18 protein-coding genes are annotated in these 21210 nt (G+C 64.5%); 5 read left to right on the top strand and 13 right to left on the bottom strand.

Going from position 1 to position 21210, the window contains the following annotated elements:
- Nucleotide 1: 1 nt before the first annotated feature.
- Together BUS12_RS10505 and BUS12_RS10500 are read left to right on the top strand one after the other, a co-directional pair.
- Nucleotides 2–904: a DMT family transporter gene (locus BUS12_RS10505; RefSeq protein ID WP_074295633.1), complete on the top strand. Its 903-nt coding sequence runs from the start codon at nt 2–4 to the stop codon at nt 902–904.
- 200 nt (nt 905–1104) lie between these two features.
- A complete protein-coding gene (locus BUS12_RS10500; protein WP_074295632.1) occupies nt 1105–2319 on the top strand; it encodes a hypothetical protein in 1215 nt (404 codons plus the stop codon).
- A gap of 60 nt (nt 2320–2379) precedes the next feature.
- Here BUS12_RS10500 and BUS12_RS10495 read toward each other — a convergent pair whose 3' ends face one another.
- The gene (locus tag BUS12_RS10495; protein WP_074295631.1) at nt 2380–3210 is read right to left on the bottom strand and encodes an SDR family oxidoreductase; all 831 of its coding nucleotides are present in this window, start codon (nt 3208–3210) and stop codon (nt 2380–2382) included.
- Between the two features lie 111 nt (nt 3211–3321).
- Here BUS12_RS10495 and BUS12_RS10490 point away from each other — a divergent pair, with 111 nt between their 5' ends.
- Nucleotides 3322–4215 (top strand): LysR family transcriptional regulator, encoded by an 894-nt coding sequence (locus BUS12_RS10490; RefSeq protein WP_074295630.1) that lies wholly within the window; start codon nt 3322–3324, stop codon nt 4213–4215.
- 87 nt (nt 4216–4302) lie between these two features.
- Here BUS12_RS10490 and BUS12_RS10485 read toward each other — a convergent pair whose 3' ends face one another.
- The gene (locus BUS12_RS10485) at nt 4303–4692 is read right to left on the bottom strand and encodes a hypothetical protein (protein ID WP_074295629.1); all 390 of its coding nucleotides are present in this window, start codon (nt 4690–4692) and stop codon (nt 4303–4305) included.
- A 785-nt stretch (nt 4693–5477) separates the two neighbouring features.
- Here BUS12_RS10485 and BUS12_RS10480 point away from each other — a divergent pair.
- The gene (locus BUS12_RS10480) at nt 5478–6527 is read left to right on the top strand and encodes a M23 family metallopeptidase (protein WP_253190052.1); all 1050 of its coding nucleotides are present in this window, start codon (nt 5478–5480) and stop codon (nt 6525–6527) included.
- Between the two features lie 153 nt (nt 6528–6680).
- Here BUS12_RS10480 and prpF read toward each other — a convergent pair whose 3' ends face one another.
- The 4 genes from prpF to prpB form a co-directional block, all read right to left on the bottom strand.
- On the bottom strand, nt 6681–7871 hold the full coding sequence (prpF, locus tag BUS12_RS10475) for a 2-methylaconitate cis-trans isomerase PrpF (RefSeq protein ID WP_074295627.1): 1191 nt from the start codon (nt 7869–7871) through the stop codon (nt 6681–6683).
- A gap of 15 nt (nt 7872–7886) precedes the next feature.
- Nucleotides 7887–10484: a Fe/S-dependent 2-methylisocitrate dehydratase AcnD gene (gene acnD / locus BUS12_RS10470; protein ID WP_074295626.1), complete on the bottom strand. Its 2598-nt coding sequence runs from the start codon at nt 10482–10484 to the stop codon at nt 7887–7889.
- A gap of 150 nt (nt 10485–10634) precedes the next feature.
- Nucleotides 10635–11801, bottom strand: a complete 1167-nt coding sequence (gene prpC, locus BUS12_RS10465; RefSeq protein ID WP_074295625.1) for a bifunctional 2-methylcitrate synthase/citrate synthase — start codon at nt 11799–11801, stop codon at nt 10635–10637.
- 30 nt (nt 11802–11831) lie between these two features.
- A complete protein-coding gene (gene prpB, locus BUS12_RS10460; RefSeq protein WP_074295624.1) occupies nt 11832–12725 on the bottom strand; it encodes a methylisocitrate lyase in 894 nt (297 codons plus the stop codon).
- A gap of 206 nt (nt 12726–12931) precedes the next feature.
- Between prpB and prpR the strand changes: the two genes are divergently transcribed.
- Nucleotides 12932–14872, top strand: coding sequence for a propionate catabolism operon regulatory protein PrpR (gene prpR, locus BUS12_RS10455; RefSeq protein ID WP_074295623.1), 1941 nt, complete (start codon nt 12932–12934; stop codon nt 14870–14872).
- Nucleotides 14873–14901: 29 nt separating this feature from the next.
- Here the strand turns inward: prpR and moeB are convergent, their stop codons facing one another.
- The 7 genes from moeB to BUS12_RS10420 all read right to left on the bottom strand — a co-directional run bounded on the left by moeB (nt 14902) and on the right by BUS12_RS10420 (nt 21204).
- A complete protein-coding gene (gene moeB / locus BUS12_RS10450; RefSeq protein WP_074295622.1) occupies nt 14902–16029 on the bottom strand; it encodes a molybdopterin-synthase adenylyltransferase MoeB in 1128 nt (375 codons plus the stop codon).
- A 22-nt stretch (nt 16030–16051) separates the two neighbouring features.
- Nucleotides 16052–17278, bottom strand: coding sequence for an acyl-CoA reductase (locus BUS12_RS10445; RefSeq protein WP_074295621.1), 1227 nt, complete (start codon nt 17276–17278; stop codon nt 16052–16054).
- Nucleotides 17275–18696, bottom strand: coding sequence for an AMP-binding protein (locus tag BUS12_RS10440; protein WP_074295620.1), 1422 nt, complete (start codon nt 18694–18696; stop codon nt 17275–17277). Before BUS12_RS10440 ends, BUS12_RS10445 begins: the two co-directional genes overlap by 4 nt.
- Nucleotides 18697–18701: 5 nt before the next feature.
- Nucleotides 18702–19469 (bottom strand): enoyl-ACP reductase FabI, encoded by a 768-nt coding sequence (fabI, locus tag BUS12_RS10435; protein WP_074295619.1) that lies wholly within the window; start codon nt 19467–19469, stop codon nt 18702–18704.
- The gene (locus tag BUS12_RS10430) at nt 19466–20539 is read right to left on the bottom strand and encodes a LuxE/PaaK family acyltransferase (RefSeq protein ID WP_074295618.1); all 1074 of its coding nucleotides are present in this window, start codon (nt 20537–20539) and stop codon (nt 19466–19468) included. The genes fabI and BUS12_RS10430 overlap by 4 nt, the downstream gene beginning before the upstream one ends.
- 31 nt (nt 20540–20570) lie before the next feature.
- The gene (locus BUS12_RS10425; RefSeq protein WP_074295617.1) at nt 20571–20810 is read right to left on the bottom strand and encodes an acyl carrier protein; all 240 of its coding nucleotides are present in this window, start codon (nt 20808–20810) and stop codon (nt 20571–20573) included.
- 130 nt (nt 20811–20940) lie between these two features.
- Complete coding sequence (locus BUS12_RS10420) at nt 20941–21204, bottom strand: MoaD/ThiS family protein (RefSeq protein WP_074295616.1); 264 nt, start codon at nt 21202–21204, stop codon at nt 20941–20943.
- Nucleotides 21205–21210: the final 6 nt, after the last annotated feature.

Below are 21210 nucleotides of genomic sequence, written 5' to 3'. Positions count from 1 at the left end.
CATGCCGCCATCCAGCGCAACACGGGCTACCGCGCTTTCGCTGAACAGCGTCGGTAGCATTCTCGCTTCCATGTTTTGCTTTGCTGTGGTGGATGCCCTGGCGAAGACGGTCGCGCTGCAATATCCGGCCAATGAGGTGACGTTCTTCCGCATGCTCTTCGGTCTGGTGCCGGCTTTCGCGATGGGCTGCCGGGGGCCGCTTTCCATGACCGCGCGGCTGGCCAGCATCGATCTCAAAGGGCAGACGGTGCGGTCGCTGACGCTGCTCGGCGCCTCGGGTTTGTTCTTCGCCGGCTTGCCTTACGTGCCCTTGGGTGAAGCGGTCGCACTCGCGTATTCGGAGACGCTGATCGTCATCCTGCTTGCGCCGCTGATCCTGAAGGAGCGGTTGACGGGCAGCGGCGTGGTCGCGGCGCTGGTCGGATTCTGCGGTGTGTTGCTGGTGGTGCGGCCGGGCGGCAGTCAGTCGAGCTGGCTCGGTCCGATGTTGCTGCTGATGAGCGCCTTCTGCGGCGCGCTTTCCATCGTGCAGATCAAGCGCATCCGCTCTACCGACGATTCGGTGACGACGGTGCTGTTTTTCACCCTGGTGGGCACGGTGGTGACCGGCCTGACCCTCGCATTCAACTGGCGAACACCGTCCATGGATGCGCTGTTGATCATGGCGCTGCTCGGCGCGTTCGCGACCGCGGGACAGATTCTGATGACCGTCGCTTTTCGCCAGGCGGATGCGGGGAAGCTGGCGCCGTATAACTACACGAGCATCGTGTGGGCGGCGTTGTTCGGCTATGTCGTTTGGGGCGAGACCATTCAGCCGCTGTCCCTCGCGGGGATTGTGCTGATTGTCGGCAGCGCGATTGCGGTTGCAGTTGGCCGGAAAGATGAGGAGGGGCCGCTTGCGTGAGGAGTCTGAGGGCAGCGTGCGTGTCGCGGTCGTTACTCTGGCTGGAGCGGAGACGCGGTTTCCCTTGAGAACCGGTATTCGCGCGCATTCCGGCATGCCAATCGATTCGCTTCTCTGCAGCCAGGTTCGCATGCCGCAACCTCGCGCCGTGGGAATCGCCAATACTGCGGCGATCCCCATTTGCCGACAAGGTGACGACGATGCTGCGGACCGGCCCCGCGACCCCCTCGCACGACGCGTCGATCCAGCAACAGACTGAATCGCACAATCAGGCGCCCACCGTCGACAGCGGGCCGTCCGCGGAGGGAAACGCTCACGCTTTATCCAGTCTGGTGGATCTGCAGCGCAGCCGGAGCCGGTCGCCCGAGCATCATGACGCGCCGGGAAGAGCGGGCAAGCGGAACTGGTCGCAGAGCGATGCGTCGACGGTTCCGGGCAGCGCACATCACGATGACGATGCGCATGACCAGCCATTCAAGAAAACCCGCCTGGAGGCTGACGCGCCGGCGTTATCCAGCGCATCGCTTAACGACCATCCCGTTGTGCAGAAGCCAGCGGTCCATAGGCCCCGCTTGTGGACCCATACGCCGCCGCTGCCGGGCGCAAGCAGCGTAGCCGCAGTCTCCCAAGGCGAGGGGGCCGGCAAGGGCGGGTTTGGCGGCAAGGTGATCGACGTTCCAGACCTGCCCATGTTGTCGCATGTTCCGAACGGTGAGGAAACCGCGGCAATCGGGGCACACATCAATCAGGCACTGCAGGGCAAACACGGTGACGTTCGAATGTTTGGCTATCACGTCACACCTGAGGAGTACGTCGACTCGATACGCAACGAGGGCTTCTCCGCTGAGAAGAATGAGGGCAAATCCGGTGGCATCGCGAATGCGAATATCCACGGGAAAGGTTTATATACGTCGCGCAAGCCCTGCAACGACTACGTGATGCCGGATAAGACCTACGTCATGTTTGCCGTGGTCGTTCCAAAGAAGCTCGAGTTCAAGCAGACGCAGCGACCCGCGGGCAAGGCGTGGGGCAGTGAAAACCACACGGGAGGCGCACCATCCGGCGACTACGTTGAAAGCACCAGTAGCGAAGACAAAATCCATCCAGACGCCATCGCAAAGGTGGGCCTGGTCCCGATCGCCCGCATCGAACCTTCGATGTCCCCGGAACTCCTGGCAATGCGTCCGACGGCTGCGACGAGCGGGCAACCGCCCCGCAACGTCACGCCGGAACTTCACAACTGGGTCTCGGAGAAAGTCGGCAATGATCCGTCTTTCAAGGCCCTTGGGGCTTTAGACGATGACGCGCGGCTCGACAAGCTGAAGTCTGTCTCGGACCAGTTGATGACGCTTCCGGACAAGCACCCCGACGCCACCTCGAGATTGTTGATGATGGATTTGAAGAAGCGATTTTAAAAGTACGCGTGAAGCTCGCCTCGCAGCGGGGACTGCGAGCGGCGGTTAGTTAAATGTCCGTTAGTTATCCCGATCAGCGGCAAAAGCGATATCTTTCTGTGCCTCCAGCGAGCCCAGCCGCTCGGCCAGCGCCTTGCCGATCGACGCGTAGGCCGTACTGCCCAAGGTCAGCCGCAAAGGCGGGCGCTCGGCATCGGCCGCGTCGATCATGGCATCGACCGTTTTGACGGCATCGCCCTTGAGTACGAATGTGCCGGACGACACGGCTCTGCGGACCTCACCGGCCGGCGTATTGTCATAGCACGCCATGGGCTGCGCGTGATCCAAACCCTGGCGGAAGTGGGTGAGGGTCGGGCCTGGCTCAACGATCACGAAATCGATGCCGAAGGGCGCGACTTCCTGCGCCACCGATTCGACAAAACCTTCGATCCCCCACTTGGTGGCGTGGTAGAGGCTGAAGTTCGGATAGGCGATCTGTCCGCCCTCCGACGACACTTGCACGATACGTCCGCCACCTTGCTCGCGAAGGTAGGGCAGCACGGCACGGATGAGCTGGATCGAACCGGTCAGGTTCGTGGCGATCTGCCGCTCAAGCTGCGCGTCGCTCAGTTCTTCGGCCGCACCGAAGAGGCCATAGGCGGCGTTGCTGACCACCACATCGATGCGCCCCATACGCTCGAAGGCATCCGCCACGGCGATTCGAATGGCCTCTACGTCCGTCACATCGAGCGAGAGCACATGCAGGCGATCGCCGTGTTGGGCCCGCAATTCGTCCAGCGCTGCGGGTTGCCGCAAGGTTGCCACCACCCGGTCGCCACGTTCCAGCAAACGTTCCGCGAGGATACGGCCGAGGCCGGTGGATGTGCCCGTAATGAACCAGGTTTTGGCCATGATGTGTCTCCAGCGAAGGGAATAAGTGAGCTGTCGATATCCATGCTATGGCGTTATCATTGTTGGCACAATTACCTATTAATCGCATGAGATGGTGAAAATTAGCCACCAATGAACAAGCCGACACTGACCGATCTGCGAGCGTTCATGGCCGTCGCCGAGCACCGCAGCTTCCGGCAAGCTGCCGATCTGCTCGGGATCACGCGCTCCACACTGAGCCATGCCATCCGCGGCCTGGAGGACAGCGTGGGCGCCCGTCTACTGCATCGAACGACGCGCAGCGTGTCGTTGACCGAGGCGGGCAAGCGTCTGCTGGGCCGTCTCGATCCCCTGATGAGCGATCTCGATGCCGCCCTGGAGGAAGTGGCCGGCGAGCAAGGTCTTACTACGGGTACGCTGCGCATCAATGGCGGCGAGAACGCGATTCGCTTGCTGCTGCAGACTGTTGTGCCTGAATTCCTCAAGCGCTATCCCGGTGTCGAACTTGACCTGGTGGCGGAAGGGCGGCTGGTGGACATTGTCGAACAGGGTTTCGATGCGGGGGTGCGATTGGGCGAGGCCGTGCCGAAGGACATGGTGGCGGTTCGTCTGGGCCCCGACATCCGCTTTCTGGCGGTCGCGTCGCCGGCCTATCTGGCGGTTCATCCTGCGCCGAAGGTGCCCGATGGATTATCGAAGCACCAATGCATCCGCCAACGTCTGCCGAGTGGCAAGCGCTATCGCTGGGAGTTTCTCAAGCGAAGACAGGAAGTGGCGATCGACGTCCCCGGCGTCCTGACGCTGGACAACAATCAGTTGATGGTCGAGGCGGCGCTAGACGGCCTGGGCATCGCCTACGTACCCGAACCCTATGCGCGTGACGCGTTGGACGATGGGCGCCTCGTGACGGTGCTGGAGGACTGGTGTCCGGTGATCCCAGGCCTGTTCCTTTACTTTCCCGGCACGCGTCATATGCCGACGAGTTTGCGGGCATTCATCGACATGGTTCGAACAGGTGCCGCCTGAGCGCAACTGCGCGACCACGCGAGACGTATGTCGGGATGAAAACCGCACGCTCGCGAGCGGCGGCCGCCGGTACGAAAACATCCGGCATCAAAGCGTATTGCGAGCCGGCTGCAACGTGACCGCGGCGTCGTGGTCTCGCTCATGATTGCGCGCGCGGCGCGTGCGCCGGACAGCTCGCATCTTGCGAAGGTGTCGAAGCGCCTTGCGCGCCGCGCTTGCCGCGTCCGCTAAGCGCGCAATGGATCCTGCGACGAAGACCAGGAACAACGCACCCACAATCAGGGCATATGCAGTGACGGACATCACCGCATAGCGTGCGTTGTCGTCGTTGCTGTGGTCCGCCCATACATCGGGCAATTGAAGCAGGATAAATCCGGCGCCGGCAGCGAGCGATGCCCACAGCAGAAACACGGCAATGGAAAAGAGAAAGAAGCAGAGGCTGCGTGTGATGCCACCCGCGGCGCGTAGATAGCTCATGATCGACTCCAAGAATGGTTCTGCCCGGCGTATTTACCGGATGCAACCGGCCCTGATGTCTTGATTACGGCACGTCGAACCTATGGCTTTATGTCGAACAGGCGCTTCAAATGTGCTGAATCGGCGACGCGCGCCGCCGGTCATATAAGATGCGATGTCGATTAAACACATTGCATGCAAGCCCCCAAAATTCGGGGCAGGTGGCTGGGTCGTTCTGGATCGGAAAGTGATTAGGAATCCACGGTAATCACCAGTCCATGTGAAAACCCTCACCTTGGCCTCTCGGTGAGGTGTGGCATGCCGCATTCCAACAACGCTCCGGCAGACGAGATCCCCTGCTCGAATCCCTCATCCCCGCATGAAAAATTCGCACAACGCGAATCACCCAGACAGATACCGTGCCCAACTATCGGACATCGCGCGCGTCACCCTCCGCACCATTCAAGTTTTCGCGGCATTTGCCGTTAAAGCAAACGTTATCGTGGGCGCGATTCCGCGATACCGTTCGTAAGGATTTGTATCAGTATGTTCAGACGGCTCGTTTTTTGTCTGAGGCATTTTACAATTCCGCTTGAATTTTAATCGTCTATCTGGCCCCGTTTGCAGCAGAAGGCCTCACGTTTGAGAGGTTTGGCGCACGAGCGTTAGATAGAGGGCAGGGCACGAGTGACGGTCGCACGAGGCGGCTTTCCGTGTCGCGAGATCGCAGCGCTTCGGATGAATGCGCGCATCGCACGCGACGCGGGAACGCTCGGGTCTGCCTATGAACAAGGCAGGAGTCGAATTTGTTAAGAAGTCGTTTCGACAAAACCATGATGACCGGCATTGCCGGCGTCTGGGTCGCGGTGGCAATGAGTGGGTGTGTGAACGTGGCACAGCAGGGCGCACAGGCGGGTGTGGCAGCCTCCGGGGTGCCGGCGGCATCCTCGGCTGCGCCGGCGAGCGCAGCGTCCGATGCGGCGGCGTCCGCGGCAGCGCTGCAGGCCTCGGCAGCGGTTGCCGTGGCCAAGGCGAAGAAGAGCCCGCCGCTCGTGTATCGCGTGCGGCGCGGCGACACGCTGAGCCATATTGCGCAGCACAATCACTGCAGCGTCAAGGAGTTGCTGGCCTGGAACCAGCTCAAGCCGTCTACGCGCCTCAAGCTGGGACAGGTTCTGCATGTGGCGTCGCCGGAGACGGTGAAAGAAGCGAATGCGGCGGCGGCTGCAGCGGCCGCTGCGCAGGCTGCGGCGGCGCAAGCTGCGGCTGCGGCGAAGACGGCTGCCGCCGCGGTGCCGGCTTCGAATGTGGCGGCAGGCGCGGCAGCAAGCGCGACAGGAGCCACGGCCGCACATGCTGCGGCTGCGACAGCGGCCTCGGCGACGACAGTCCCTCCCTCTGCATCAACCCCCGCTACCGAGTCCCCCGCGCCCGATGCGGCGCAGACGCGTGAAGTGGACGCCGAGATCGGCCGTCACGCCAAGCGCGTGACGTTGGCGTGGCCCGCGCAAGGTACGGTGGTGCAGGGGTTCCAGCCGGGCGAAACACGCGGCATCGAGATCGGCGGCAAGCCGGGCGATCCGGTGCGCGCCGCCGCGGACGGCAAGGTCATGTACGCAGGGACAGGGCTCAACGAATACGGCAGCCTGATCATCGTCCAGCACAACAAGGATTTCCTGACCGCGTACTCGCACAACCGCAAGCTGCTGGTGAAGACCGGCGACATCGTGCGTCAGGGGCAGGAAATCGCGGAGATGGGCAACGAAAACAACTCGCGCGTGTCGGTGCTGTTCGAGGTGCGCCGCGACGGCAAGCCGGTTGATCCGATGCCCTATCTGCCCGGCAAGCAAAGCTGAGTCTGCGCGCAGCAGGTTGAGGCAGCGCCGGCGTCCTGATGGACGGCCGGCGCTTGTGCTCGGCTCTCCGGTTCGCGCAAGGCGGACTCAAAGCAGGCACTGGCCCCGGCGCTTGATTCGCCGGGCGCCAGTGCTTCGTCACGTGCCTGTCAGTCAGAACGTGTCGCCGGGGACGCGTACCCAGCCTTCCATCAGCACCCGGGCGCTGCGGCTCATGATGGCCTTCTTCACGACCCATTCTCCTTCCACCTGAGTCGCTTCCGCGCCCACGCGCAGCGTGCCGGACGGATGGCCGAAGCGCACCGCCTCGCGTTCGCCGCCACCGGCGGCGAGATTGACCAGCGTGCCCGGAATCGCGGCCGCCGTGCCGATCGCCACCGCGGCGGTGCCCATCATGGCGTGGTGCAGCTTGCCCATTGACATGGCACGCACCAGCAGGTCTACGTCGCCCGCGCTAACGGGCTTGCCACTGGAGGCGACATACGCGGTGGGCGTGGCGACGAAGGCGACCTTCGGCGTGTGCTGCCGCGTCGCGATCTCGTCGAGGTGCTTGATCAGGCCCATGCGCAGCGCGCCATGAGCGCGAATGGTCTCGAACTTCGCCAGCGCCTTCTCGTCGCTGTTGATCGCGTCCTGCAGTTCGGTGCCTTTATAGCCAATCGTTTCCGCGTTGACGAAGATCGTCGGAATGCCCGCGTTGATCATGGTGGCCTTCAGCACGCCGATGCCCGGTACCTCCAGATCGTCGATCAGCTTGCCGGTGGGGAACATCGCGCCGCCCGCGCCGTCTTCTTCGGCGGCCGGGTCCATGAACTCGAGCTGCACTTCGGCGGCGGGGAAGGTGACGCCGTCAAGCTCGAAGTCGCCGGTCTCCTGCACCGCGCCGTTGGTGATGGGCACGTGGCCGATGATGGTCTTGCCGATATTCGCTTGCCAGATGCGCACGGTGGCCACGCCGTTGTGCGGAATGCGGCTCGCGTCGACCAGCCCGGCGCTGATGGCAAACGGACCGACGGCGGCCGACAGGTTGCCGCAATTACCGCTCCAGTCGACAAACGCCTTGTCGATCGACACCTGGCCGAACAGATAGTCGACGTCGTGATCCGGCTTGCTGCTCTTTGCAATGATCACCGTCTTGCTGGTGCTCGACGTGGCGCCACCCATGCCGTCGATCTGTTTGCCGTACGGGTCCGGGCTGCCGATCACGCGCAGTAGCAGCGCATCGCGCGCGGCGCCGGGCACCTGAGCGGCTTCGGGTAAATCCTGCAGGCGAAAGAACACGCCTTTGCTGGTGCCGCCGCGCATGTAGGTGGCGGGAATCCTGATCTGGGGTACGTGGGCCATTGTGTAGTTGTCCTGTTAAGCCGCTGCCTGCGACGATTCGAGGAAGTCCTGCGCAAAGCGCTGCAGCACGCCACCGGCTTCGTAGATCGACACTTCTTCCGCGGTGTCGAGACGGCAGGTCACCGGCACCTCCACACGCTCGCCGTTGCGGCGATGGATCACCAGCGTGAGATCGGCGCGCGGCTTGCGCTCGCCGGTGACATCGAAAGTCTCGGTGCCGTCGATGCCCAGCGTCAGGCGGTTCACGCCCGGCTTGAACTCGAGCGGCAAGATGCCCATGCCCACCAGATTGGTACGGTGGATCCGCTCGAATCCTTCGGCAACGATGGCCTCCGCACCCGCGAGGCGCACGCCCTTGGCGGCCCAGTCGCGCGACGAACCCTGGCCGTAATCGGCTCCCGCAATCACGATCAGCGGCTGCTTGCGCTCCATGTAGGTTTCGATGGCTTCCCACATGCGCGTGACCTTGCCTTCAGGCTCGATGCGAGCCAGAGAACCCGCTTTCACCTTACCGTCCTCCAGTACCATCTCGTTCTTCAAGGTGGGGTTGGCGAAGGTGGCGCGCTGCGCGGTCAGGTGATCGCCACGGTGCGTTGCGTACGAGTTGAAGTCTTCTTCCGGCAGGCCCATTTTGGCCAGGTACTCGCCGGACGCGCTATCGGCCAGGATCGCGTTGGACGGCGACAGGTGGTCCGTGGTGATGTTGTCGCCCAGCACGGCGAGCGGGCGCATGCCCGCGAGCGTGCGCGCTCCCGCCAGGGCGCCTTCCCAGTACGGCGGGCGGCGGATATAGGTACTCAGCGGGCGCCAGTCGTAGAGCGGGTTGGCACGCTCGCCGGTGTCGGCGGTCACCGCGAACATCGGTTCGTACACCTTGCGGAATTGCTCCGGCTTCACGCTCGCGGCGAAGATCGTGTCGATCTCTTCGTCGGACGGCCAGATGTCCTTGAGCATCACCGGCTTACCGGCGGCGTCGATCCCCAGCACGTCCTTCTCGATGTCGAAGCGGATCGTGCCGGCAATCGCGTAGGCCACCACGAGGGGCGGCGAAGCGAGGAAAGCCTGCTTCGCATACGGGTGAATCCGGCCGTCGAAGTTGCGGTTGCCGGACAGCACGGCGGTGGCGTACAGGTCGCGTTCGACGATTTCCTTCTGCAGCACCGGATCCAGCGCGCCCGACATGCCGTTGCACGACGTGCATGCATAGGCCACCACGCCAAAGCCGAGCTGTTCCAGTTCCGGTAGCAGCTTCGCCTCTTCCAGGTACAAGGTCACGGCCTTCGATCCCGGTGCGAGCGAGCTTTTCACCCACGGCTTGCGGGTCAGGCCGCGCTGGTTCGCATTGCGGGCGAGCAGTCCCGCGGCAATCATGTTGCGCGGGTTATTGGTGTTGGTGCAGCTCGTGATCGCCGCGATGATCACGGCGCCGTCCGGCATTAGCCCTGGCTCGTTTTCGACCTTGCCGCTGATGCCGCGCGCAGCGAGTTCCGACACCGGCAAACGGCGGTGCGGGTTCGACGGGCCGGCGAGGGTGCGAACCACCGTCGACAGGTCGAACGTCAGCACGCGCTCGTACTGCGCGTGCTTCAGGCTGTCGGCCCACAGGCCGGTTTGCTTCGCGTAGGTCTCGACCAGCTTGACGAGTTCGTCGTCGCGGCCGGTGAGCTTCAGATACTTGATGGTCTGCTCGTCGATATAGAACATCGCGGCCGTCGCGCCGAATTCCGGCGCCATGTTGGCGATGGTGGCGCGGTCGCCCAGCGTGAGTTTGGCCGTGCCTTCGCCATAGAATTCCAGGTACGCGCCGACCACCTTTTCCTTGCGCAGGAATTCGGTCAGCGACAGCACCACGTCCGTCGCCGTAATGCCCTCGCCAGGCTTGCCGGTGAGTTCGACGCCGACGATATCCGGCAGGCGCATATACGAGGCGCGCCCCAGCATCACGCTTTCCGCTTCGAGACCGCCTACGCCGATGGCGATCACGCCGAGCGCATCCACCATCGGCGTATGCGAATCGGTGCCCACCAGCGTATCCGGAAACGCCACGCCGTCTTTCACCTGCACGACCGGACTCATCCGCTCCAGGTTGATCTGGTGCAGGATGCCGTTGCCGGGCGGAATCACGTCGACGTTCTTGAAGGCCTTCTTGGTCCAGTTGATGAAGTCGAAGCGGTCCTCGTTGCGCCGGTCTTCAATCGCGCGGTTCTTGTCGAACGCGTCCGGATCGAAGCCGCCGCACTCGACTGCGAGCGAGTGGTCCACCACCAGCTGGGTCGGCACGACCGGGTTGACCATGGCCGGGTCGCCCCCTTGCGCGGCAATTGCATCGCGCAGGCCGGCGAGGTCGACGAGCGCGGTCTGGCCCAGGATGTCGTGGCAGACCACGCGCGCCGGGAACCACGGAAAGTCGAGGTCGCGCTTGCGTTCGATGATCTGCTTGAGCGATGCGTTCAGCGACACCGGGTCGCAACGGCGCACGAGGTTTTCGGCCAGCACGCGCGAAGTGTACGGCAACGTGTCGTAGGCGCCCGGCTGGATTGCCTCGACTGCGGCACGGGTGTCGAAGAAATCCAGCTTGGTGCCAGGCAGGGGTTTGCGGTTTGCAGTGTTCATACCGTGGGGAATAAGAATGAGGTGCTCGGTGCTCTGCAAGGAACCAGAGTTAGGGCTAAGGGCCCAACTCCGGTCGACAGGGGCGAATCATGCCGGACGTCGCCGGACGTCAGCGGCAATTATCCCCCTTTCCCGATCGACGCTTCTCGATCAGCGTTTAGCGAGCGGCACGAACGTCAGGTCGTCCGGACCGGTGTAATTCGCGCTCGGCCGGATGATCTTGTTGTCGATCCGCTGCTCGATGATGTGCGCGCTCCAGCCGGCTGTGCGGGCAATCACGAAGAGCGGCGTGAACATCGCGGTGGGCACGCCCATCATGTGATACGAGACCGCGCTGAACCAGTCCAGGTTCGGGAACATCTTCTTGGCGTCCCACATCACGGTTTCGAGCCGCTCGGCGATGTCGAACAGCTTCGTGCTGCCGGCTTCCTTCGAGAGCTGCTTCGCCACTTCCTTGATCACCTTGTTGCGCGGGTCCGAGATCGTGTACACCGGATGGCCGAAGCCGATCACGACTTCCTTCGCCTCGACGCGGCGGCGGATATCCGCCTCAGCCTGGTCGGGCGTCTGGTAGCGCGACTGGATTTCAAACGCCACTTCGTTGGCGCCGCCGTGCTTCGGGCCGCGCAGCGCGCCGATTGCACCGGTGAGCGCCGAGTAGATGTCCGAGCCTGTGCCGGCGATCACGCGGCCGGTGAAGGTCGAGGCGTTGAATTCGTGTTCGGCATACAGGTTCAGCGACGTATGCATCGCCTCGACCCACGACTTCGACGGCTCCGCGCCGTGCAGCAGATGCAGGAAGTGGCCGCCGATCGAATCGTCGTCGGTTTCCACCTCAATGCGCTTGCCGTTGTGCGAGTAGTGGTACCAGTAGAGCAGCATCGAGCCGAGCGAGGCCATCAGCTTGTCGGCGATATCGCGCGCGCCGGGCAGGTTGTGGTCGTCCTTCTCGGGCAGCACGGTGCCGAGCACCGAGACGCCGGTGCGCATCACGTCCATCGGATGGGCCGCCGCCGGGATCCACTCCAGCGCGGCCTTGACGTTGGCGGGCAGGCCGCGCAGCGCTTTCAGCTTCGTTTTGTAGGCAGTCAGTTCGGCCTGGGTGGGCAGTTTTTCATGCACCAGCAGGTAGGCGATTTCCTCGAATTCGCAGGTGCTGGCGATGTCCAGAATGTCGTAACCGCGGTAGTGCAGGTCATTGCCGGTCTTGCCGACTGTGCACAGCGCGGTGTTACCCGCCGTCACGCCCGACAGCGCTACGGATTTCTTCGGTTTGAATGCGCCTGCTGCGGGCGTGCTGTTATCTGCTTCGCTCATGGTGTCGTCCTCTTGCTCCTGAATGCGGGATTACTTGTGTGCGGCGAATAGCGCGTCGAGCTTGTCCTCGTACGCGTAATAGCCGAGATACTTGTACAGGTCGGCGCGCGTCTGCATCGTTTCGACGGCGGCCTTTTGCGTGCCGTCGCGTTGCACCGTCTGATAGAAATTGAGTGCGGCCGCATTCATCGCGCGATACGCGCCGCAGCAGTACAGCGCGATATCGACGTTAGCGTCGCGCAGTTCGGTGGTGGTGAAGAACGGCGTCGAGCCGAACTCGGTCAGGTTCGCGAGAATCGGCACCTTGACCGCGGCCTTGAAGCGGCGATAGTCGTCGAGCGTCTGCATCGCTTCCGGGAAAATCATGTCCGCGCCGGCTTCGACGTAGGCAATCGCGCGTTCGATGGCGGCGTCGATGCCTTCGGCTGCGGCTGCATCGGTGCGGGCCATGATGACGAACTGATCGTCGGTGCGGGCATCGACGGCCGCCTTCACGCGATCGACCATCTCCTCTTTCGCCACCACTTCCTTGCCCGGACGATGTCCGCAGCGCTTCTGTCCCACCTGGTCTTCAAGGTGGACGGCGGCCACGCCCGCCTTGATGAACGAGCGCACCGTGCGAGCGATGTTGAACGCGCCGCCCCAGCCGGTATCGATATCGACCAGCAGCGGCAGACCGGTTGCATCGGTGATACGACGGGCGTCGATCAGGACGTCGTCCATGGTGCTGATGCCGAGATCGGGAATGCCGAGCGAATTGGCGGCAACGCCGCCGCCCGACAGATACACGGCCTTGAAGCCGACGGCTTCCGCCATCCTGGCTGCATAGGCGGTAATGGCGCCGACCACCTGCAACGGCTGTCCTTCTGCGACCGCCGTGCGGAATTTCGCGCCGGCGCTGACTGGTTGTTTTGCTGAGCCCACGTGTGTCTCCCGATGAAGTTGGGAGGGTGTAGTGCAAGGAGCGGGCCAGCCTCCCGGCGCGCGGTTAAGTCGTTGATTACCTGTGGATTTGCCGGACGGTCCGGCCGTCTCATGGTTTCATAAGTGGAATTATGGATTTCACAAATGAAAGCGTGGGTTCATAATGAAGCATCTTCCGTCCTACGCGCTGCCGCAGCCCGCCCGCCATGAATCGACCTCCCGAACCCGGCTCCCGGCCCCGTGTCTGGGCCATCGGCATCACCAAACTGCGCGACCTGTTCCGCGACATCGCGGAAGAATACGATGCCCGCGCCGATCTGCGGCTGGTGTCGCGCGGTTATGAAGACGCGGTCAACGAAATCGCTTCCGCGGGCACGAACCGCCCGGACGTCGTCGTTGCGGCGGGCTCCAATGGCACCTATCTGAAGGCACGGGTCGATGTGCCGGTCGTGCTCATCACGCCAACCGGTTTCGACGTGATGCATGCGCTGGCGCGCGCGCGGCGCGACGCCTCCCCAGTGGCGCTCGTGAGCTACGGCGAGACCCCCGCCGAAGTGCGCCGCTTCGTGGCGGCCTACGGTATCGACGTGGTGTTTGCGGCGTATCAGTCGGCGCAGGATGCGGAGACCTGCGTGCTCGATCTGCGCGATCGCGGCGTGAAGACGATTGTGGGTCCAGGACTCGTGACGGATCTGGCGTCGCAGGCCGGCATGGAATCCGTGTTCCTTTATTCACGCGCCTCGGTGCGCTCGGCGTTCGATACCGCGCTCGAAGTCGCCCAGGCCACCTGGGGCGAAGCGGTGCGGCGGCATCGTCTGGACAACGTGTTGCAGCACTTGCGCGACGGCGTGGTCGCGCTCGATGCGCAAGGCCGCGTCGAAGCCATCAACCAGCGGCTTGCGCTCGTGCTCGGCATCGAACCCGCTGCGGCGGTGGGCCGTCCGTTGCTTGAACTCGCACCGGATCTGGTCGAGGCCGTCCCGGATGCGGAGGGCGAGTCGCTCGAAACCGTGCGCGGCATCAGCTACGTCGTGCATCGCGGACCGCTGGTCGACAACGGTGTGACGACGGGCACGGTGCTGACGTTTCAGGAATCGCGCGCGGTTGAGCGGCTCGATCGCACGCTGCGTTCGCGGCAGCGCGCGCAGCAGTTCGTGGCGCGCTACCGGCTCGACGATCTGGTGGGGGCGTGTCCGGCGATCGAACGGGTGCGGCAACTGGTGCAGCGCTATGCGAAGTCGGACGCCACGGTGTTGATTCGCGGCGAGAGCGGCACCGGCAAGGAGATGGTCGCGCAGAGCCTGCATCATCTGAGCGCGCGGCGCGATTTTCCGTTTGTCGCGCTCAATTGCGGCGCGTTTCCGGAGGCCTTGCTGGAGAGCGAATTGTTCGGTTACGAGGAGGGCGCGTTTACCGGCGCGCGGCGCGGCGGCAAGGCTGGGCTGATCGAAGCGGCGCACCGCGGCACGCTGTTTCTCGATGAGATCGGCGAAATGCCGCTGCCGTTGCAAAGCCGCTTGCTGCGCGTGTTGCAGGAGCGCGAAGTGGTGCGCCTCGGCTCGACGGAGCCGACGCGCATCGACGTGCGGATCGTCGCGGCGACCCATCGCGCGTTGACGGCGGCGATCGAGGCTGGCGAATTCCGCACCGATCTTTACTACCGGCTCAACATTCTGAATATCGGCTTGCCGCCGTTGCGCGAGCGGCATGGCGATATCCTGCCGCTCGCGGCCGAGTTGCTTTGTCAGGCGGCGCGTCGCGAGCCGCGTCTCGCGGCACGCATTCGTAGCACACGAGATGCGTTGGACGTGCTGGCGTCGGTCAGCGAATCGCTCGGCCGTCACACATGGCCTGGTAACGTGCGGGAACTGCAGAATGTGATCGAGCGGATCACGGTGGAACTGGCGGACTCGGACGACGCGGCGTTGACCGAAGCGGTCTTGCAGTCCATCGCACCCGAACTGTTCGAGCGGCCCGAAGGGGCTTCGAACGACGCTGCGTTGACCTTGCGTCAACGCAGCCGTCGGGTGGAAGCGGATGAGATTCGCGCGGCACTGGAGGCGTTCAATGGCGACCGCGATCAGGCGTGCGAGGCGCTAGGCATCAGCAAGACGACGCTGTGGCGCAAATTGAATGCGGCGGGGTGAAGGGGCGAGGCCGGCGCGACTCGCACGCTTCAATGCGCCGCGCAGGCGGCCGGGAGATCGACATAATCCGCTGTGCCGATACCGTCGCCGCAACGCGGGCAGGCCGGGTCGCGTTCGAGACGCAGCCGGTCGAAGCGCATGCCCAGCGCGTCGAAGCGCAGCAAGGTGCCGGACAGCGACTCCCCGATACCGAGGATCAGCTTGACGGCTTCAGTGGCCTGCAGCAGGCCGATCACGCCGGGCAATACGCCGAGTACGCCGGCTTCGGAGCAGTTGGGCGCGAACTCCGGCGATGGCGGTTCGGGAAACAGGCAGCGATAGCAACTGCCGCCCGCATGCGCGGGCCAGAACACGCTGACCTGCCCATCGAATCCCTGCACCGCGCCGTAGACCATGGGCACGCCGAGCCGCACGCAGGCATCGTTCACGAGGTAGCGGGTGGAGAAATTGTCGGACCCGTCGATCACCACGTCGTGCCCGCTCAACAGGCGTTCGACGTTGGCGGCCAAGAGGCGCGTGCGCCGCGCGTCGATCGCGATGTGCGGATTGAGCGCCAGCAAGGTGCGGCAAGCGGACTCGACCTTGGGCGTGCCGATATCGGCATCGCGGTGCAGCACCTGCCGCTGCAGGTTGCTGCGATCGACAACGTCGTCGTCGATCAGCGTGATGTGGCCGATCCCGGCGGCCGCCAGATACAGCGCCGCGGGTGAACCCAGGCCGCCGGCACCGATGAGCGCGACCCGGGCTGCAGCTAGTCTGCGTTGCCCGTCCAGTCCCACCTCCGGCAGACGCAGATGACGCGAATAGCGTTCGAGAAAATCCGTGTCCGCAGTGGGTTCCGTCATCGGCAAATCCGCCGTTTGCCAACCCTTGGTGCCGCCGCTGACCGAGTAGACGTGTTCATAGCCCAGGCCCCGAAGTATGCCCGCGCATTGCAGCGAGCGTGCGCCGGCCGCGCAGATCAACAGAATCTCGGCGGTGGGGTCGGGCAACCAGACGGCCGGCTCGGCTTCGAGCCGAGCCCGGCCCACGCCCGTCGCGCCTTTTGCCATGCCTGTCGCGCGCTCGCCGTCTTCGCGCACGTCGACCAGCAACGCCCCCGATTGCTGGCGTTCATAAGCATCGTTGGGGGCAAGTTCAATAATGGCGGGTCTCATCTTGACGCTCCGCTGGAGAAAGTCAATTCACGGTGACGAGGCGGGTGAACTCGCGCAGCAGATCGTAGCCGTCCCAGACCGTGGAAAATTCGAGGGCCCGGCCCAACGGCACGATGCGATCGATACCGCGCCCGCCGAGGTGCTGGGCAAAGCACAGCATTTCGGCGGGCGTGAAGCCGAAATAGCTGAGGGTTTGATCCTGCCGTTGCAACAAGGGCACAAGCTCGGCGAGCGAAGCCAGTCTGACTTGCGCAAAGGTGCCGGTGCCGAGCCAGCGGCGCGGCAAACGAACCGGCGCAGCGAGTTGCAGCATGGCGATCTCGTTGCCCGCGAAGCGCACCGCATCGACGATGCCCTCGGCGGCGAGACCATAGGTGGCGACGTGTTTCTGGACCGCCATCGCAGCATCGATGCGCGGTCCGCGGGTCTCTACGATTTCAGTCAGCAGCGTCAGGAACGAGGCCTGTGCATCGGCCACAGCCGCGTCGGCGCCGATCCAGAAGAGCGTGCCTGGCGAAGCGCACGCCGCTTGCCCGAACAGATAGGCATCCGAATGAAAGGCCTCTGCCGCCAGTTTGCGCTCCACTGCGGGCGACGCAAGAAATGCCGCCGCCGAGATCGCCGCGAAGGACGCGCGGTTGGGGAAGGTGAGATCGCGGGCGGCGGGTCGCAGCGGTGAGCCGCGAATCTCACGGATCGCCTGATCGCCGCCCCACAGCACGCGCAGGTCGCAGGCGGCCGACAACGCCGCCGTAGCGGCTTCGTCGCGGTGGTCATAGCTCACGATTCGCTGGGTACGGGCCACCACGGGATCGGCTTCTTTCAAGGCTTCGTCAAGCACGGCGAACACGGCCTGCATGACCTCGCCACCCCGGTCCGACACGCGCACGATATTGCGGTTGCCGGCCAATGCGGCGAGTGCCCAGGAATAGACGAACACGGTATCGGCGTTTCCCGGCGCGACATGAAACACCAGGCCGAGCGGGAAGCGCAGGCAACATTGTCCCGCTTCGACCCGCGCCAGTTCCGCGCCGAGACGGCCACGCCGAAGGTAGACGCCAAGCGGTCCCAGTTCCGGAATGCGCCGGGCATACGCTGGCGTGCGCAGACGCTGTCCGACGGCGTCCAGAAAGTCGAGCATGCGCTCGTCGCCCACCTGCAAAGCGGTGTCGTCTCGCGGATCGCACAATGGCTCAAGCAAGGCCGCCGCCTCGAGCGGTGCGGCCGGCGGGAACAGTGGCCGGATCATCGCGGTACCTCGCCGGCCGCCGCAAGCTGGGTCAACGCGCGGTAATCGATCTTGCCGTTGGGCAGCAGCGGCACTTTTTCGATGCTTCGCGCAAGCACGCCATGACGGTTCACGCGCAGGCGTTCCGCGACCTGTTGCGAGATCGTGTCCAGCCGTCCAGGTTCGGCCTCGCCTTCGCACCACAGCACGATCACCTCGTCGTTCGGCGAGACGGCAACGGTTGTGCCGGCGGCGCCGGCGTCGACCGCAAGGCGTTCGACGGCATCGAGATTGATACGCATCCCGAACAGTTTGGCCATCCGCTTGAGACGGCCTTCCAGATAGAGGTAACCCTCATCGTCGAAGCGGCCGATGTCGCCGGTGTACAGCACGCCACCCAGGTCGTCGCCGCGGGCCAGCTCGGCGGCGTTATCGGCGTAGCCCATCATGACGCTCGGACCGCGAAACACGACCTCGCCGGACAGATCCGGCTCGCAGGTCTCCGTACCCGATCCGGTCCGGAGCGACAGCCGGCCGCCGGGGATGGCGAGTCCCACCGACGTGGCCTTGTCGGCAATCCGCTGGGCCGGCAGGACGGCCATCCGGGCCGTGGCTTCGGTCTGGCCATACATGAGATGAAAGCGGCCCCCCACGCGGCCGAGGTCCCCGGCGATCTGCGCAATCAGTTCGGGACGCATGCGGCTGCCGGACTGGGTAAGCGTATGCAGGCTGCGGTGCGCCGAGGGCGTCCAGCGCAGGCGCGCGAGCAATTCATAGGTATGCGAGACCGCGGCGAAGGAGGTGGCGCACCAGTTGTCGACGGTGGCCCAGAAGTCCGCGCCGATCACCGGGTCTGCGGTCACCACGACGGTGGCGCCGGCCTGCAGATGGCTGTTGAGCACCGACAGGCCGTAGCCCAGATGAAACGGCAAGCTGGTGGGCGCGATCTCCCGAGCGGTGATGCCGAGCGCCTGCACGATCGCTTCGGCGTTGGCGAGCAGGCCCTGACGCGAGAGCCTCACCATGCGCGCCGCGCCGGTCGAGCCGGAGGTGGTCAACAGCAAGGCGAGATCGATATGGACCGTTGCCGCGGAGGTCTGCCGGATCCAGCCCGACGTGGCGTCGCGGTAGCCGGCCGGCGCGGGTTGCCCGAGACCCGGCTGCCACACGCCCGCGGGTTCGTAGCGCGCAAGCAGCTCCGCGAGCGTAGCGGGCTCGATTTGCGGATCGAGCAACGCGAGCGGCCGGTGTTGACGGAACGCGGCGAGATAGCGGCAGATCGTGTCGATGGTCCATGGCGCGGGCAGCAGAAGCAGGCCGGAGGGTAGGGTGCGCAGTTCGTCTTCCATCGCCTGAATGCGCGCGTCCAGGTCGGAGCCGCTCCAGATTCGGCCGTGTGCGGCCTCGATCAGGCGGACGTGAGCGCCGAAGGGTGTCATGGGATTTATGCGCCTACCGCGTGAAAGCCGCCGTCGGCATGCACGATTTCGCCGGTGGTGGCGGGCAACCAGTCCGACAGCAGTGCGACGCAGGTCCGCGCGACGCCACTTGCATCGGCCGGATTCCAGCGCAGCGGCGCGCGCGCTTGCCATGCGGCGACGATCTCGTCGAAACGCGGCTCGCCGTGAGCAGCTGCGGTGCGCAAAGGGCCGGCCGCGACCAGGTTGATGCGTATGCCGCGGGCGCCGAGATCGCGGGCCAGATAGCGTGCACTCGATTCCAGTCCCGCCTTGGCGACGCCCATCCAGTCGTAGCCGGACCAGGTGACCGACGCATCGAAATCCAGTCCGACGATCGTGCCGCCGCGGTCCATCAACGGCAACACGGCAGCGACCACCGCTTGCAGCGAGAAGGCCGACACCTGCAAGGTCGTCGCGACGTCCACCCACGTCGCAGCGAGAAAGTCGCCGCAGATCGCGGCCGGCGGCGCGTAGGCGATCGAATGCAGGACTCCGTCGAGTCGCGGCGCGTGAGCGCGAACGCGCGCGGCCAGCGTGGCGAGCTGCCCGGCCTGGGTGACGTCGAGTTCGATCACCGGCGCCGGTTGTGGCAGGCGTCTGGCCGTATGTTCGACCATATGGAGCCGGCCGTGACCGGTCAGCACGATCTGCGCGCCTTGCTCCTGGGCCAGTTTCGCGACCGCAAAAGCGATCGAAGCGTGATTGATGACACCCGTAATCATCAGGTGCTTGCCTTCGAGCAGGCCGCTCATGAGCGGACTCCGCCGCCGTACCCGGGGGCTCGCTCGGGCAGCGTGTCCGCGCATCCGCGAGGTTCGGCGCGCGCCAGCCTGCCTAGCACTGCGAAGCGTTTGCCGGGCCATTCGCCGTCGTCGATCCCGTGCACGATGCCCCTGTCTTCGGTCAGCAGCACGTGGCCGGGGTGGGCGCGCGGCGCGGCGCTCAGCACCTCGATAACACCCGGCGTGCCCACGGCTGCTTCCTCCCAGGTGTACGGATCGCGCACGATCACATCGGCAGAGTCCGGGCAATACAGGCCGTCGCCTGAGGGGGACTCCATATGAATCGTGCCACCTTGTTCGACCATGCCGTAGAAGTTGTGGCACCGGCGCAGGCCCGTTGCGTCGCGAAAGCCGGCGCGGAATTCCTGCGGGGACACCGCTTTGTCCGCGAGCTTTTTCCATCCTCCCGTGTGCAGCAATAACGCGTGGCTCAGATCGAAGGCGCGCGCCTGCGCTAGCGCGTAGAACTGCGTCCAGACGAGGGAGGTGAAGCCGAACACGAGGAAACTCGCATGGCCGTGGCGTTGCAGGAAACCTTCGACGGCGTCTGCATCGATGCTTTGCTTGCTGTTCAGCGCGAAGACATGCTCGCGGCCGACGTTCATCACGCCGAGTACGGTCGCGCCGCGGATCGACGCACGCTCTTCGCGCACCGCCGAAGGCGAGTCGACAATCAGCATCGGCAAACGTCGCGGACCGGTCAGCTTTTCGAGCGTCGATGTCAACAGGAGACGCTGGTGTTCGGCCGCCTCGCGGTCCAGTGCGATGCGGCTGACTCCGTTACTGGTGGTGCCGGAAGAGGTGAGTTCCGCCACCGGTTCACTGCGGCTGCTGACCAGTGCGTGTTCCTTGAACAGGCGTACCGGCAGCCAAGGCAGTTCGCGCAGTTGTGCATAACGCCGCCCCGGCGTGTGGCCGACTGCATGCAGCACGCGCGCATAGGCCGGGCAGGCGCGGCGGTGATGATCGATCAGTTCGATCAGACGAGGCAGCAGCGCGGCTTCGCGCATGGCCTGGCTGGGCGGCGAATCACGATTCATGGCGAGCTCCGGCGTGGCGTGCGCAGCGCGCTCAGTCTGTTGCGCCGAGTTCGCGGAGCAGGCGCGAGGCGGCTTCGAAGGAGTCCATCTTCAATGCCTGGCCGGTTTTGATCTCAACGTGGAATTCGTCTTCGATAGCGGAGACCAGCAACACCGCACCCAGCGAATCCCAACCCCGCGTCTGCTGGTAACGCAGCGCTGAATCGGGCAACCCGGTATCGAGCTGCAGCACCGTATCGAATACCGATCGCAGTCTTGTGTCGAGCGACATGGCAGTGACTCCTTGGGTTGATGCCTGCATGAGCCGATCCCGGCTCGTGGCCTTTGGCGAACCTTGCGCCGTCCCTTATCGGTCCTTCATCTGTCCTTTAGCGGCCCTTTAGTTGTCCCTTGGTTGTCATTTACCCGCCGGCGATGGCCGTCATGATCTCGACGGCGTCGTCGGGCGCGAGCGGGCGGGCCAGGTCGCTGCGCACCACCTCGTGGTTGATGGCGAGACGCAACGTCCTGCGCAGCGTGCCGTCCGGTTGCGTCAGCAAGCCTTTCAGGTCGGGGTAGTCGGAGAAGAGCACACCGAAGGCGGCCGCGAGGGTGGCCGTTTCATAATCGATCCGGCGCCGGTAGCCCACATACCTGAGTAACGAGCCGGAAAACAGGAAAGTCATGATGAA

Origin of the sequence: Paraburkholderia phenazinium (assembly GCF_900142845.1) — a bacterium.
Lineage (GTDB): Bacteria > Pseudomonadota > Gammaproteobacteria > Burkholderiales > Burkholderiaceae > Paraburkholderia > Paraburkholderia phenazinium_A.
This window is presented reverse-complemented; position numbering and strand designations above follow the sequence as displayed.

Bases quoted from the DNA above. Each gene is read 5' to 3' on its own strand.
- BUS12_RS10505 (WP_074295633.1), top strand. From the start codon at position 2: ATGCCGCCATCCAGCGCAACACGGGCTACCGCGCTTTCGCTGAACAGC.
- BUS12_RS10500 (WP_074295632.1), top strand. From the start codon at position 1,105: ATGCTGCGGACCGGCCCCGCGACCCCCTCGCACGACGCGTCGATCCAG.
- BUS12_RS10495 (WP_074295631.1), bottom strand. From the start codon at position 3,210: ATGGCCAAAACCTGGTTCATTACGGGCACATCCACCGGCCTCGGCCGT.
- BUS12_RS10490 (WP_074295630.1), top strand. From the start codon at position 3,322: ATGAACAAGCCGACACTGACCGATCTGCGAGCGTTCATGGCCGTCGCC.
- BUS12_RS10485 (WP_074295629.1), bottom strand. From the start codon at position 4,692: ATGAGCTATCTACGCGCCGCGGGTGGCATCACACGCAGCCTCTGCTTC.
- prpF (WP_074295627.1), bottom strand. From the start codon at position 7,871: ATGGCCCACGTACCCCAGATCAGGATTCCCGCCACCTACATGCGCGGC.
- acnD (WP_074295626.1), bottom strand. From the start codon at position 10,484: ATGAACACTGCAAACCGCAAACCCCTGCCTGGCACCAAGCTGGATTTC.
- prpC (WP_074295625.1), bottom strand. From the start codon at position 11,801: ATGAGCGAAGCAGATAACAGCACGCCCGCAGCAGGCGCATTCAAACCG.
- prpR (WP_074295623.1), top strand. From the start codon at position 12,932: ATGAATCGACCTCCCGAACCCGGCTCCCGGCCCCGTGTCTGGGCCATC.
- moeB (WP_074295622.1), bottom strand. From the start codon at position 16,029: ATGAGACCCGCCATTATTGAACTTGCCCCCAACGATGCTTATGAACGC.
- BUS12_RS10445 (WP_074295621.1), bottom strand. From the start codon at position 17,278: ATGATCCGGCCACTGTTCCCGCCGGCCGCACCGCTCGAGGCGGCGGCC.
- BUS12_RS10440 (WP_074295620.1), bottom strand. From the start codon at position 18,696: ATGACACCCTTCGGCGCTCACGTCCGCCTGATCGAGGCCGCACACGGC.
- fabI (WP_074295619.1), bottom strand. From the start codon at position 19,469: ATGAGCGGCCTGCTCGAAGGCAAGCACCTGATGATTACGGGTGTCATC.
- BUS12_RS10430 (WP_074295618.1), bottom strand. From the start codon at position 20,539: ATGAATCGTGATTCGCCGCCCAGCCAGGCCATGCGCGAAGCCGCGCTG.
- BUS12_RS10425 (WP_074295617.1), bottom strand. From the start codon at position 20,810: ATGTCGCTCGACACAAGACTGCGATCGGTATTCGATACGGTGCTGCAG.
- BUS12_RS10420 (WP_074295616.1), bottom strand. From the start codon at position 21,204: ATGACTTTCCTGTTTTCCGGCTCGTTACTCAGGTATGTGGGCTACCGG.